This is a genomic window from Salmonella sp. FC25216 (assembly GCF_057751355.1).
In genome coordinates, this window is record NZ_JBDGON010000019.1 from 16,888 (window position 1) to 30,740 (window position 13,853).

The window sequence follows — 13,853 nt, forward strand, 5'->3', positions numbered from 1 at the left end:
CTTGCCAGGTAGGCCGGAAGCGCGTTAGCGTCGACATCCGGCACTCCCCTTTGGCCAAAAACTACAGCTTATCCAGCAGCTTCTTCACATCTTTACCGTTGCGGGTATCTTTATTGCGATCCGCCCAGTCGCTGAGCCGACGCTTCGCTTCATCCTGCAAATGCTTACGTAATAACTGATCAACTTGCAGGGTGTAGTTCAGTTCCTGCCACTTGCCATAGACGCGCAACGGCACCGGCGTCTCTTTCAGGAAGGTGATCAGGTTGCTATCGCCGTTCCAGCCGCCCAGCACACGCAGATTAAATTGCGTATCGCAGCTCTGCTTAACCAGGTCCAGAGTTCCACTGCCGGTTAACGCCAGCATAGAAGATTGCCCGGACATATCGTCGAGCCTCAGCGTGCCCTTGTTTAGCATCAGATTGGTCGTGAAGCGGTCCAGTCGGGTCGCGTTGTCCATATTTTCCTGCGACTGCTGCGCGTCGCCGCCGCTTCGCTCTACGGCCTGCTGCACCAGTTGCTGGAAATTCATTCCTTCGAGTCGCGTATTGCTCATATCAACATGCGCTTTTCCCTTCCAGTTGTGGCGAAATGCCTCCGCGTCAATATCTGCCCCGGAGAAATCGCCAACCAGCGACATTTTACCGGTCAGGCTAATCGGATAATTAAAGGCTTTCAGGATAGTTCCAATCTCAACATGGTTGAGGCGAGGATGGAATATGATGCGCGGACTGGCGGTGCGGGCATCCAGCGTGCCGGGCAGCGACATCTGTCCGTCGGCCAGCTTCCCCTGTAACTCGGTGATATCCAGCAATCCGGCCTGATTAGACATCTTCGTCGAAACCTGGGTAAAGTCCATTCCCCGCCAGCGAACTGAATCCGCCTGCAAAGAAATCACCGCCGTAAAGCTTTGCAACCCCTGATAAGGCGGCGCATCAACACGCGATGCGATAACTGGCCTGGTCAGGGGGAGCGTATTTTGCCCCTGCGACGTCGCGCCGTTCGTCTGTGCCACGGTGTTATGATGCGGCAACAGGTTATCCAGATTAAGTCTGCCGGACTGGAGGTCAATTTGCCATTCCGGCCGCTCCGCCAGCGTCACCTGAACGTGCCCGGTCAGAGAACTGTCATTCGCCGTTAAATTTAAGTGATTAAATGAAAGGCGTTTTTGCGCCTCCTGCCACTGCGCCTGAAATTGTCCTTGCCCCTCAATCCCCTGCGCCGGTAGATCCGCGCCCTGCAATTGCCAGCGCAGTTGTTCAATACCGGCGGTTAAATTATGCGGATAATCGGAAGCATCCACCGTTCCGCTGAACGATAACGCAAGATCCCGCTGATCGCGATTCACGCGTCCCGAAAAATCAAACGTGCCGCGATGTTCGGCATCTTGTTCCATATTCAGATGAATATCGCGCACCGTGACCTGTTCATCATTTTCATGCTGAAAAACCAGCACGCTGTCGGCAACACGCAGGCTACGAATATCAAACGACCAGCCGCGATCTTCCGCTACGTCCGGCAATGTATTGTCTTTCGGCGCGACTGGCGCATCATCACTGCGTACCGCTTCCGTTTGCGGCGTCAGTTGTATCACCCCGCCTTTCAGCATAACCTGCTTAACATGAAGCTGATGGCTCAATAGCGGCCATAAAGCGACGTCCAGGCGCATATTGTCAGCCCGCACCAGCGGTTCGCTGGCACCTTGCGCCGTCAGCGTCATTCGCCCGGAAAGGATGCTGAGCTGCGGCCATACGTGCCAGCGCAACGGCCCGTCCAGTTGCAACTGATACCCACTACGCGCGGCAACCTGCTGCACCATGTAGGCGCGGAAATCATTCGGATTGACCAACAATACCAACGCAGAAAATCCGGCCACCAGCACGACCAGGAGAATCATCAGCGTCGTCAGAAATCGTCTCATGCTACCCTCAATGGACCGGCAGTATTGCGCCGAATGGCTCAGTCTTTATCAATCCGGCTGGCAACGGCGCCCTGCTGATCGCGATATTTGGCATCCTGACGGCGGTTATAAGGCCGCGCCGCCGGGCCGGACAGCGGCTCAAAGCTCAACGCGCCGATGAGCATACCCGGACGCAATGCCAGCGGCAATTTCCCGGAGTTGTAAAACTCAAGCACAATGCAGCCCGACCAGCCTGGATCGATACGGTGCGCCGTCACATGCACCATCAGCCCCAGACGCGCCAGCGAGGAACGACCATCCAGCCAGCCCACTAAATCCGGCGGCAGGGTAACAGACTCATAGGTTACGGCCAGCGCCAATTCGCCCGGATGCAGATAAAATGCCTCGCCGTCCGGCAAAACGATTTCATCGCTCATCACGCGATCCAGCGCCGCGCTCACTTCATCTTTCGGCCCGCTCAGATCGATAAACGCCGCCGTATGACCACGGAAGGTTCGAAATTTATTGCCAAGACGTACATCGACCGTCGCGCCGTTAATGCGCTCTACGGGAGGTCGCGGGGTGATAGACAAACGGCCTTCATCCAGCCAGGCTTCAATATCTCGGTCGCATAAACGCATGGCACTTTCTCCTTTCGCGCATCAAGCCCTTAAATCAAGCACATCAAGGGCTAACCAGGTTATCACTGAACGGTACACAATTCGCCAGATTTATTCAAAGAACTGGCTGATTTTCGCTTTCAGAATATCAATAGCGATGCGGTTTTTACCGCCGCGCGGCACGATAATATCCGCATATTGTTTGGAAGGCTCAATAAATTGCAGGAACATCGGACGCACCGTTTTCTGATATTGTGCCATCACCGAATCCATTGAGCGACCACGCTCGTTCACATCGCGTTTGATACGGCGCATCAAACAGATATCCAGCGGCGTATCGACAAAAATAGAGAAGTTCATCTCTTCACGCAAACGCGCGTCGGTCAGTAACAGAATACCTTCAAGAATAATCACTTTCTTCGGTTCTACGCGAACCGTTTCCTGCATACGGGTATGCTCAACATAACTGTATACCGGTAATTCAATCGCCGAACCGCGCTTGAGCGCCTGGAGATGCTGAAATAGCAGGCTGTGATCCATCGCATTCGGATGGTCATAGTTGGTTTTTACGCGTTCTTCCATCGACAGATGGCTTTGATCTTTGTAATAACTGTCTTCGGGAATAACGCCAATATGTTCGTCACCCACTTGTTCACGCAATTCGCGGTAAAGGGTACTGGCAATAAGACTTTTGCCGGAAGCCGATGCGCCAGCGATACCGATAATGACGCACTGATGAGACTGATCAGTCATAAATTTAGCGACCTGATTAACCTGGATGTAAGGAAGGGGGGCGCCGAAACGCCAAACGCGGCAATTATAGGGATTTCAGCGGCGCGATACCAGTCCGGCGCTATACCACGGTTAATTTGTTGGCGGTGCATTCGACGTTGCGACGTAAAAGCGTTCAGTTTTAACGCGGACAGCGGATTTATCGACCCGTCTGGAGGAGTAATACGCCGGGAACCACAATTTATATCCAGCCAGCGTATAAATCATTACGCGTTTATACTAGCATAATCACAGAGTAAACTGACGCGTCCGGTATTCCGCGACGTTACCGGCGATTCGGATAGAGTGGTAATGAGTAAACCATCCCAACATGTTTTCGTTACCGTCCCCCACCCGCTGCTGCGTCTGGTCAGTTTAGGCCTGGTCGCGTTTGTCTTTACGCTCTTTTCGCTCGCGTTATCGCGTTTCGGCGCCCAACTCGCGCCGCTGTGGTTCCCCACCTCCATTATGATGGTAGCGTTTTACCGCCATGCGGGCCGTCTGTGGCCAGGGATCGCCGTCGCCTGCTCGCTCGGCAGCATCGGCGCCTCACTGACTTTATTTCCTGCCGCCTCGCTTAACTTTAGCTGGACGGCAATAAATATTATCGAGGCGGCCACTGGCGCGATACTGCTGCTAAAACTGCTCCCCCGGTATAACCCCTTACAAAATTTGAATGACTGGTTCCGTCTGGCTATCGGCAGCGCCGTGATTCCGCCGCTACTCGGCGGCCTGTTATTTTGGCTGATAGCGCCGGAAGCGGTCGCCTCGAAAGCGTTTCTGATTTGGGTATTATCGGAAGCCATCGGCGCGCTGGCGCTGGTGCCGTTAGGTTTACTGTTTAAACCACACTATCTGTTGCGTCATCGCGACCCGCATCTGTTGCTGGAAACGCTATTGACGCTGGTCATTACGCTGGCGCTAAGCTGGCTCGCTATGCGCTATATCCCGTGGCCGTTTACGTGCGTTATCGTCCTGCTGATGTGGAGTGCGGTGCGCCTGCCGCGAATGGAGGCGTTTTTAATTTTTTTAGCTACCGTTATCGTGGTCTCGCTCATGCTAGCCAATGATCCCACGCTGCTCGCCACGCCGAAAACCGACGTGATGGTCAATATGCCGTGGCTGCCTTTTTTAATGATCCTGCTGCCCGCTAATATGATGACGATGGTGATGTACGCGTTTCGCACGGAGCGCAAACATATCACCGAGAGCGAATCCCGCTTTCGCAACGCGATGGAGTATTCCGCCATTGGCATGGCGCTGGTCGGTACGGAGGGCCAGTGGCTACAGGTCAATAAATCCCTGAGCCATTTTCTTGGCTATAGCCAGGATGAATTACGCGCGATGACATTTCAGCAACTGACCTGGCCGGAAGACTTGAATAACGACCTTGAACAGCTAAACATGCTGGTGCGCGGCGACATCAACAGCTATTCCATGGAAAAACGTTACTACACCCGCAACGGCGATGTCGTCTGGGCGCTGCTGGCCGTCTCGCTGGTTCGTCATAAAGACAATCAACCTCTCTATTTTATTGCTCAGATTGAAGATATTAACGATCTCAAGCAAAGCGAGCAGGAAAACCAGCGGTTGATGGAGCGCATTACGCAAGCGAACGAAGCGCTGTTTCAGGAAAAAGAACGGTTGCACATCACTCTTGACTCTATCGGAGAAGCGGTGGTGTGTATCGATGTCGCTATGAATATCACCTTTATGAACCCGATCGCCGAAAAGATGAGCGGCTGGCGGCAAGAGGATGCTTTAGGCGCGCCATTATTAACGGTTCTGCGCATTACGTCAGGTGATAAAGGGCCGCTGCTGGAGGATATTTATCGCGCCGACAGGTCACGATCGGACATGGAACAGGAGGTAGTGCTCCATTGTCATAACGGCGGCAGCTACGATATTCATTACAATATCACGCCGCTCAGCACGCTTGACGGCGATAAGATTGGTTCGGTTCTGGTTATCCAGGATGTCACCGAATCACGAAAAATGTTACGCCAGCTCAGCTACAGCGCAACCCATGACGCCCTCACCCATCTCGCCAACCGCGCCAGTTTTGAAAAACGGCTTCAACAACGCCTGCAAACAATACAGGAATCGCCTCAACATCATGCGTTGGTGTTTATCGATCTGGACCGTTTTAAAGCGGTTAACGACAGCGCGGGTCATGCCGCCGGCGACGCCTTGTTGCGCGAGCTCGCGTCGCTGATGCTCAGTATGCTTCGCTCCGGCGATCTCTTAGCCCGTCTGGGCGGTGACGAGTTTGGGCTGTTTCTGCCGGATAGTAATAGTGACAGCGCGCGCTTTATCGCGACGCGGCTTATCAACGCCATTAATGAGTATCATTTTATGTGGGAAGGACGCCTGCATCGGATCGGCGCCAGCGCCGGGATCACGATGATAAATGAACATAACTGCCAGCTTACAGAGGTCATGTCTCAGGCAGATATTGCCTGCTACGCCGCGAAAAATAGCGGCCGCGGCCGTCTGACCGTGTACGAACCGCAGCACGCATTATCCCCCTCAACGGGAAAGATGCCGCTGGAAGAACAGTGGCATATGATTAAAAATAACCACCTGCTGATGCTTGCCAGAAACGTCGCACCGCCGCGTACGCCGGAGGCCACCAGCTTTTGGCTGGTCTCACTCAGGCTGTGGACCAGCGAAGGGGATGTTCTGGAAGAACGTGCATTCCGGGCAGGATTAGTCGACTCCGCGCTGCATCATGCGCTCGACCGACGGGTATTCCATGAGTTTTTCCATCATGCGGCGACCGCCGTCGCCAGCAAAGGATTAAGCGTCGCGCTGCCGCTGTCCGCCGCGGGATTATGCAGCGCTACCCTTATTGATGAACTGCTGGAACAACTGGAACATAGCCCGCTGCCGCCACAGTTGTTACACCTGATTATTCCGGCTGACATTATCGTTAAGCAGGCACAGACCGCCATTGCGACTCTGCAAAAACTGCGGTTACGCGGCTGCCAGGTTATTCTCAGCCATGTCGGGCGCGATTTACATCTGTTTAATTTACTGCCCCCGGATATCGCCGATTATTTACTGCTGGATAGCGACCTTATCGCCAACGTTCATGAGAGTTTAATGGATGAAATGCTGGCCTCGATTATTCAGGGACACGCCCAGCGTCTGGACATCAAAACGCTCGCCGGACCGGTACAAAACCCACAGGTGCTGGATACGCTCTCCCGTATTGGCGTGGATCTGATTTATGGCGACACCATCGCCGAAGCGCAACCGCTGGATTTGTTACTGAATACCAGCTATTTCGCTATCCATTGACGGTTGCCAGCCGTGGGTATACCAGATATGCAGTAGCGCGTAGGAACGCCACGGTTTCCAGCGCTCCGCGTAGCGGCGGATTTGCGCGGGTGTCATCCCGACGAAGCGCTGCTTAATTAAGTAATCATCGGGCAAAAAGATATCTTTTGCCTGCCAGCCGCGCAGGGCGAAATAGTTCGCCGTCCAGCGGCCAATTCCCGGAAACGTTTGTAAATTTTTAACACCCTGCTCAATGTCCGGCGGCGCGGTGAGCGCCAGTTTTCCCGCAAGCGTCGCCTGCGCCAGATGAATCAGCGCTTCGGCGCGCCGGAGCGGCATCCCCAGAGCTTTCAGCGCCAGCGGATCGGCCAACGCCAGCGTTACCGGACCGGGAAAACAGACATAATCGGGCGCATCCGGCAACGCCTCGCCATAGCGGCGCGCCACTTTCGCCGTCAACCTTGCCGCCATCGCGACGCTCACCAGTTGCCCCAGTATCGCCCGCACGCCTTGTTCAAACGTATCAACTGATCCCGGTAAACGCAGCCCCGGTCTGGCCTCGCCCAGTGGCCCCAGCACGGCGGCAACCTGCGCAGGCTGACAGTCAAGATCAAACAGACGCGAAACCTTCGCCAGACACGCCGGCGCGACGGGAAGTAATCCGGCGCTCACGCTAACCCGCACAGTGTGGGTGGACAGATTGGGCCTCACGCTGACCAGCCCGCGATGCTCGCCCACAACCAGGCTGCGCGCATAAAAGCCCTCGCCTACCGTTTCCACGCCGTCCACCGCACGCGCGGCAAGAAAACCCAATATCCACGACCAGTCGTAAGGCGGCTGCCAGCTCAGGATAAACATGCTTTTCTCCTTTATTTGACCTTTCAGCATAAACGCTAATCGCACGTAACGCCTTGCTTTCATATTCCAGTTGTCGCCGCGACGACATTTCGCTAAAGTCACGCCCCTTCTTCACTGGCATGGGGATTTTAAGGTGTTTATAGGATTTGATTACGGTACGGCAAATTGCTCGGTCGCTATTATGCGCAACGGACGTCCACAGTTGCTGACAATGGAAAATAACAGCACATTGCTGCCGTCTATGCTGTGCGCGCCGACGCGCGAAGCGGTGAGCGAGTGGCTGTACCGCCATCATGATGTGCCGACAACGGACGAAGAAACCCAGGCGCTGCTACGCCGCGCGATACGCTACAACCGCGAGGAAGATATTGAAGTTCGCGCGCAAAGCGTACAGTTTGGTCTGGCGTCGCTGGCGCACTATATTGACGATCCTCAGGAGGTTTGGTTCGTCAAATCGCCGAAATCCTTTTTAGGCGCCAGCGGCCTGAAGCCGCAGCAGGTTGCGCTGTTTGAAGATTTGGTCTGCGCCATGATGGTACATATTCGTAATACGGCGCACAGCCAGTTACCGGAGGCCATTACCCAGGCGGTGATCGGTCGCCCGATTAACTTTCAGGGACTGGGCGGCGATGACGCAAACCGCCAGGCGCAGGGTATTCTGGAGCGGGCGGCAAAACGCGCCGGTTTTCAGGAGGTGGTATTCCAGTACGAACCGGTCGCGGCGGGCCTGGACTACGAGGCTACGCTGCGGGAAGAGAAGCGTGTGCTGGTCGTGGATATTGGCGGCGGCACCACCGACTGTTCTATGCTGCTGATGGGGCCGCAGTGGCGTCAGCGCGCCGATCGTGAAAACAGCCTGTTGGGGCACAGCGGTTGCCGCGTGGGCGGAAACGATCTGGATATCGCGCTGGCCTTTAAAAATCTGATGCCTTTGCTGGGCATGGGCGGCGAAACCGAAAAAGGCATCGCCCTGCCGGTGCTGCCGTGGTGGAACGCCGTCGCGATTAACGACGTCCCGGCGCAAAGCGATTTTTACAGTAGCGCGAATGGTCGTCTGTTGAACGATTTGGTTCGCAACGCGCGTGAAGCAGACAAGGTCGCGTTGCTGCTCAAGGTCTGGCGTCAGCGGCTTAGCTACCGCCTGGTACGCTGCGCGGAAGAGAGCAAGATTGCCCTTTCCGGACAAACGGATGTTACGGCGAGGCTGCCATTTATCAGTGATGAACTGGCGGTCGCTATCAGCCAGCAAGGACTGGAAGCGGCGCTGGATCAGCCGCTGGCGCGTATTCTGGAACAGGTGCAACTGGCGCTGGACAGCGCGCAGGAAAAACCGGATGTCATCTATCTGACCGGCGGCAGCGCCCGTTCGCCATTGATTAAAAAAGCGCTTTCCGAACAGCTACCGGGCATACCCATCGCTGGCGGCGATGATTTCGGCTCCGTCACCGCAGGACTGGCACGCTGGGCGGAGGTTGTTTTCCGCTAAGCGCCTCGCAAGCTCAGCGCTGATGGATTGACATTATTCTTGATGTGGCTTAACGTCAGGAATGAGGGTAAGGGAGGATTCCTCCTCCTAAATACACTCTTTAAAATCAGTATGTTATAAAAACATCAGTCAGTTAATGCCCAGCCTGATAGCAATAATCAGAGTGTTATTGCTACAGTTTGGGCAAAAACTGGACACTTTAAAAGGCGGTCAAGGGGTTGTATTTCACGGCGTCGATCAAGTGATCGGGGCTGAAATGGGCGTATACCATCGTTTGTAAAATATTGGAGTGGCCTAGTATTCGTTGCAGGGTAAGAATGTTTCCGCCGTTCATCATAAAGTGACTAGCAAAGGTGTGACGCAGCGAATGTGTTGCTTGCCCGGATGGTAAATGCGGAACAACAATTTTAATCGTTTCCCTGGCAAGATCGTAATCAGCATCAGGGAAAAGCCGCCCACTCCTGCCCTCCAGAACTTCAGCTATAAGTGCAGGCTCTACCGGAATCGTGCGATTTTTCCCATTCTTAGTTTTGACGAATGTCACGCGATCTTTCATAACATGCGTTGCCATCAGCATTGCCGCTTCATTCCATCGAGCACCAGTAGAAAGGCACAATTTGGCAATCAGCAAGTTATCGCCCTTCATCACCTCAAGCAATCGCGCGATATCGTCATGCGTCAAATAACCCATTTCGCTTTTGGTCAGACGGATAAGCGCCAGGCCTTTCAGCGGATTAGGTGACGGATAGTGACCCAACGAATACAGGGAATTAAACATCGCGGCAAGATGCTCCTGTTCCGTGTTAAGCGTTTTGGGTTTGATGCCTGCCGTCGTTCGCCGGGCGCGGTAATCAGAAAAAAGTTTTGGCGTTACATCGCACGCCAGTGGATGACCGAGTGCGCGATCGAGCACCAGTAACTTATTGTGCGTACGCTCCCCGTCCCGCATCATCTGCCCTTTAACTTTCCACCAGATTTCTATCAACTCCAGCAGATAACGATCATCGACAACAGGCGCTTTCCACTCTTTGGTGTTATAGCGAGCCATCGCCCACCGCTCATAGTCTTTAGCCTCCCCGCGTGTGGTAAATTTTTTGCGTATACGCTTTCCATCGCTTCCGCTGGGACGAAGATCCATCAGGTAACGGCCATCGGGTAGTTTACTGATACTCATGGGCGCTACTCACTACTGCCGTCTTTCAGGTCGTCTTTGTTTAAGTTAGCCTGCGCGAACGCAGCGCTAACCGCCTGCATATTTAACCGCGCCGCCTCATTCATGGCGCGATAGTTTTCGAGCAGGGCTTTTTCTTCCTGGTTTTCTGTCAACCGCACTTCCCCAAGCAAGATATATTGAATGTCTGCCCCCGCCTCAGCAAAAGAGAATAATACTTCCCCTCCTGGTACCGCTTGGCCCCTCTCATACTTCCCCCACATTTCGCGAGAAACACCACAAATCATGGCTGCTTGAGCTTGCGTAAGGCTTAGCCGGGTTCTTTCTAATTTGATGCGCTCAGCGCAAAGAGAATTAAAATTCACATTCACCTCTTGACAGTGATAACTTGAGTTCTCATAATGAATTTAACAACCAGATAGAGAGAGCAAATATATCACTATGGAGCAATCAGCACACGAAGACCGCTCTCGTCTACCGAAAGCGGATGCACCAAGAAGGCAGATTTCCCTGCGTCTAACGGAAGGCGAACGGGAGGAACTAGAGGCTTTGGCAAAAAAAGATGGTCGTTCACGTTCAGGAATGGCTCATCGGTTATATATGCGTGGCCTGGCAGAAATTAAAAACGAAATGCAGAAGGGGGAGTAATGGCAGACAGACAATCACGCGCCCCGAAATACGAAATGACCGTAAGCGACATCAGGCGTAAAGAAGCCCATGAGCGCGAAATTATGGTTGTGGAGGCCGTGGCAAAGGTATTTATTCAGGAAAAGATAGAGCCGCAAATGACCCTTAAAAAATTTGCCGAGCGTTACCGTAACGGCGATTTTCAAAGTGTGATTGACGATGCGAATAGGGGAGAATTGACGCTCATCAAAACTGAAAAGAATAAATTACGCAAGGTTGACATGATCGCCTATTTCGCTGACGGGCTACTGAATTTTTTCAATAACCAAAGTCAGAGAATAAAAGCATGACCGACTTAAAAAGCCTGTGCATAGATATTTTAATGATTATTGCTATTGCCTGTTTAGGTACGGTTTTAATGGCTGCAACCATTAAATTTATTATCACTTACCTTTTTTAACGAGGTACAAAATGAAAACTATTCTTAGCGATGTACAACTGGCAGTGACAGGAGAGGGAAAAGACGGACGCGTTATCGGCGCTGATATGTTGCGTAATATTGCCAGTAACTTTAATGGTAATCACTATCCTGGAATATTTAAGAACTCACCGAATAAATCACAAATACACGAATTAATCGGGTACGTAACACACGTATATTTAGTGGAATCAAATTCCGGAGTGGAATTGTACGGTTGTCTTGAGTTTACTGAATATTATGATATGGCAACATTAAAAGACACTCTTGATAACAGAGTTTATATTGCTATAGAAGTGCTGCCAGTACAGCCAGGATATGAATCACTGAAAAGTATATGGTTCATTGACGGTAAATTCACAGAACAACAGCAGCCGGTTAACTTCCGCAAATGCGAATGTATCGGGCGTGAAGAGCGAGTACAAAAAAGACTGGAACCAGAAATAGCCGCATCATTCAGCAAGAAATACAACAATGCAAATAGCGGGTATGTTAGCACCGTTACACCCAAGAGCGATAAGAAAATCCATTTCAATGAAAACGATACTTTGGAAATAGAAAAAGGCTATCTGATTTTTAATACAAAGGACACTGTAACAGCGGTTAAAATCAGTGAAATAGAAGCAATAGAATCGATAAAAAACAAAGATAAAACAGAAAAAGTTTTCATGCGTACAGCGTCCGGCACCTACGCGGAAATGAGAAACAGTAATATAAGCGTCAGGGATTTGATAGAAATTCTAGAACAATACAAAGAAAGCCAATTGCTCGCGCTAAAAGCATCCTAACCATGAGGTAAGTATGCTTATTCAAGCTTTACTAGTCCTGTTAATTTTAATTCTGGCTATTGGGCTTTTTAGACTTTCTTTTGAAATGCTTCCAGCCGGTCATTACCTGGAAGATATACAGCTAGCCAGCAAGAGAAAAAGTAAACCGAATTCCCAACCAACGCGACCAAAGAAAGAGGAAAGCGAAATGAAAGAAGAAAATGAAATGAAATTCAAAGAACCAGAACACCATCCCTACTATGGCGATGATTTGAGAAATATCTTTATTGAGATTAAAGATAAATATTCACCATGTGGCGATCTTTTGTTCAGGCTTGATCACCTGACAGCAGTCAAGCGCACTGGTGAGCAGGCGTATTTCTCCGTTTTATACATAAAAAACGACACCTATGAAGGAAATGTCCCATACGATGCATTTATGTTTTTCCTTAAAAGGAAATTTGACGAGATTGCAGCAATGCCCATTGAGCCGGGTAAGCCAGTAATTCTTACATTCACGGTGACAAAAGAAATGGCAACCTCAAAGATAAGGTTACCACAAGAAGGATAGATTAATGGAAGCAGAAATTACTTAGGAAGCACCCATGTGCTTTTGTGCGGTGATACCTCAATCTCGGAGTGGCAACCATGACATTCAAAATATTTTCTGTACCCCTGACCTCTAAGATAGAGTGTTTTTACTTTGTTATCTTCCGCGCAATCTGGACAAATGTATCTGATTGTCTTATTTCCCTTAACGATTACCTCATTGCTAAGTACGAGCACGCCGGGTGCTACCTCAGTAAGTTCATACTTAGCAATCTCATTACGTTTATCCATAAGCTCATCAAGTTTTCGTTGCAAAGAATGGCGGGACTTATCGGACTCGGCATAAAGGTTAGATAATTCTATGGCTTGTTGATTCATGTTGAGTATCTCGCTGAGAAGCGCCTTTATTTCTTTAGTGTGCTCATTGTCTTTTTTAGCATCCCTGGCTTCTAAAAGAGTCTCGCACGTAGTTTTTGCAAGAGAGTAGCTACCTGATATGGAGGAAAGAATATCCGATACCTTAGCCATAACTGGCCTCCTGATTGTGTGTAGATAGTCTGCGCCCGTCATGCCTTCGAAAACGTAACGGGCGTAGACAACATAACACAAGCTGCTCGCCGTTCGCAGCCTAAACCACGGCACCCAACCGGGCGGGCAATCACGGTATTTTTTCACACTGCGAGGATGATGTTATGAGGAAAAACACGGCAGAACAGGTAAACGAGTTCTTACAGGGATACTACTTCGATAACGAAGCCAATCCCCGCCAGAAAGGGACACATTTTGACGTTATGAAGCACGGTATCTTGAGTGTCCGTAACACACTTTTTTATTCAAAAGACACAAGCGCCAGTAAAGACCTAAAAGAACTTAACTGGATGGCGAAACAGCTAACTGACGGAGTCGTACCCGAACCCGCCAGAATTACGGAGTGACAGAAATGAATATTAGTTATTCATTCACTATACCGGAATCAATAGCCGTTATATCACTGGCCGCATTAGTTATGTTTCTGGCCGTATGGATATTAATGTTCATTGATACATGGAGACAAAAACGAAAATATTCGCAACTAAAAAAACAAATAAATTCAACCGAAGAAAGGAAAACGAAATGGACACCACCGCAAGGCAAAGAATTGTAGCAGCCGGAATTATCGCGAAAGCGGCGGAAACGCTGCAAATTGCCAATATGAGGCTTGCAAATTATGAATATCTGGTTGTCTCCGCAGAACTGATGGAAACCGCCAGGAGTTTAAAAACAGTGGCTCGACAGTTAAGGGAATTACACGACCTGACTGAATAACAGATTAATTGACCTGATTCATTTAAACACCGCTCACGCGGC

15 protein-coding genes are annotated in these 13,853 nt (G+C 51.0%); 8 read left to right on the forward strand and 7 right to left on the reverse strand.

The window, feature by feature from the left end:
- Nucleotides 1–61: 61 nt before the first annotated feature.
- From asmA to udk, 3 genes are all read right to left on the reverse strand, one after another.
- The gene (gene asmA, locus AC3G3F_RS23210) at nucleotides 62–1,918 is read right to left on the reverse strand and encodes an outer membrane assembly protein AsmA (protein WP_023246957.1); all 1,857 of its coding nucleotides are present in this window, start codon (nucleotides 1,916–1,918) and stop codon (nucleotides 62–64) included.
- Nucleotides 1,919–1,956: 38 nt separating this feature from the next.
- Entirely contained in the window at nucleotides 1,957–2,538 is a 582-nt protein-coding gene (dcd, locus tag AC3G3F_RS23215) for a dCTP deaminase (RefSeq protein ID WP_001234784.1), read from the reverse strand.
- Nucleotides 2,539–2,628: 90 nt separating this feature from the next.
- Nucleotides 2,629–3,270 (reverse strand): uridine kinase, encoded by a 642-nt coding sequence (gene udk / locus AC3G3F_RS23220; RefSeq protein ID WP_000132082.1) that lies wholly within the window; start codon nucleotides 3,268–3,270, stop codon nucleotides 2,629–2,631.
- 330 nt (nucleotides 3,271–3,600) lie between these two features.
- On the opposite strand from udk, the gene AC3G3F_RS23225 reads away from it, so the two are divergent.
- Nucleotides 3,601–6,591, forward strand: coding sequence for an MASE1 domain-containing protein (locus AC3G3F_RS23225; protein WP_488395851.1), 2,991 nt, complete (start codon nucleotides 3,601–3,603; stop codon nucleotides 6,589–6,591).
- Here AC3G3F_RS23225 and alkA read toward each other — a convergent pair.
- Nucleotides 6,559–7,428, reverse strand: coding sequence for a DNA-3-methyladenine glycosylase 2 (gene alkA, locus AC3G3F_RS23230; protein WP_488395852.1), 870 nt, complete (start codon nucleotides 7,426–7,428; stop codon nucleotides 6,559–6,561). The genes AC3G3F_RS23225 and alkA overlap by 33 nt on opposite strands.
- Before the next feature lie 133 nt (nucleotides 7,429–7,561).
- Here alkA and yegD point away from each other — a divergent pair, with 133 nt between their 5' ends.
- The gene (gene yegD, locus AC3G3F_RS23235; RefSeq protein WP_488395854.1) at nucleotides 7,562–8,914 is read left to right on the forward strand and encodes a molecular chaperone; all 1,353 of its coding nucleotides are present in this window, start codon (nucleotides 7,562–7,564) and stop codon (nucleotides 8,912–8,914) included.
- Between the two features lie 199 nt (nucleotides 8,915–9,113).
- On the opposite strand, the gene AC3G3F_RS23240 is transcribed toward yegD, so the two are convergent.
- Together AC3G3F_RS23240 and AC3G3F_RS23245 are read right to left on the reverse strand one after the other, a co-directional pair.
- Entirely contained in the window at nucleotides 9,114–10,088 is a 975-nt protein-coding gene (locus AC3G3F_RS23240) for a phage integrase (RefSeq protein WP_488395856.1), read from the reverse strand.
- Nucleotides 10,089–10,093: 5 nt separating this feature from the next.
- Nucleotides 10,094–10,450, reverse strand: a complete 357-nt coding sequence (locus tag AC3G3F_RS23245) for a helix-turn-helix domain-containing protein (protein ID WP_267286384.1) — start codon at nucleotides 10,448–10,450, stop codon at nucleotides 10,094–10,096.
- Between the two features lie 282 nt (nucleotides 10,451–10,732).
- Here AC3G3F_RS23245 and AC3G3F_RS23250 point away from each other — a divergent pair, with 282 nt between their 5' ends.
- The 3 genes from AC3G3F_RS23250 to AC3G3F_RS23260 all read left to right on the forward strand — a co-directional run bounded on the left by AC3G3F_RS23250 (nucleotide 10,733) and on the right by AC3G3F_RS23260 (nucleotide 12,528).
- Nucleotides 10,733–11,062 carry a hypothetical protein gene (locus AC3G3F_RS23250; protein WP_488395858.1) on the forward strand — a complete coding sequence of 110 codons (330 nt, stop codon included), beginning with the start codon at nucleotides 10,733–10,735 and terminating at the stop codon, nucleotides 11,060–11,062.
- A 121-nt stretch (nucleotides 11,063–11,183) separates the two neighbouring features.
- On the forward strand, nucleotides 11,184–11,978 hold the full coding sequence (locus AC3G3F_RS23255) for a hypothetical protein (RefSeq protein WP_488395860.1): 795 nt from the start codon (nucleotides 11,184–11,186) through the stop codon (nucleotides 11,976–11,978).
- 13 nt (nucleotides 11,979–11,991) lie between these two features.
- Nucleotides 11,992–12,528, forward strand: coding sequence for a hypothetical protein (locus AC3G3F_RS23260; protein WP_488395861.1), 537 nt, complete (start codon nucleotides 11,992–11,994; stop codon nucleotides 12,526–12,528).
- 17 nt (nucleotides 12,529–12,545) lie between these two features.
- Here AC3G3F_RS23260 and AC3G3F_RS23265 read toward each other — a convergent pair whose 3' ends face one another.
- On the reverse strand, nucleotides 12,546–13,034 hold the full coding sequence (locus AC3G3F_RS23265; RefSeq protein WP_488395862.1) for a hypothetical protein: 489 nt from the start codon (nucleotides 13,032–13,034) through the stop codon (nucleotides 12,546–12,548).
- A gap of 164 nt (nucleotides 13,035–13,198) precedes the next feature.
- On the opposite strand from AC3G3F_RS23265, the gene AC3G3F_RS23270 reads away from it, so the two are divergent.
- From AC3G3F_RS23270 to AC3G3F_RS23280, 3 genes are read left to right on the forward strand one after another with little or no spacing between them, the layout of a single operon-like run.
- Nucleotides 13,199–13,441, forward strand: coding sequence for a hypothetical protein (locus tag AC3G3F_RS23270; RefSeq protein ID WP_488395863.1), 243 nt, complete (start codon nucleotides 13,199–13,201; stop codon nucleotides 13,439–13,441).
- Nucleotides 13,442–13,446: 5 nt separating this feature from the next.
- Entirely contained in the window at nucleotides 13,447–13,650 is a 204-nt protein-coding gene (locus tag AC3G3F_RS23275) for a LapA family protein (protein ID WP_071786548.1), read from the forward strand.
- Nucleotides 13,620–13,811: a hypothetical protein gene (locus AC3G3F_RS23280; RefSeq protein ID WP_023222000.1), complete on the forward strand. Its 192-nt coding sequence runs from the start codon at nucleotides 13,620–13,622 to the stop codon at nucleotides 13,809–13,811. The genes AC3G3F_RS23275 and AC3G3F_RS23280 overlap by 31 nt, the downstream gene beginning before the upstream one ends.
- The last annotated feature ends 42 nt before the right edge of the window (nucleotides 13,812–13,853 follow it).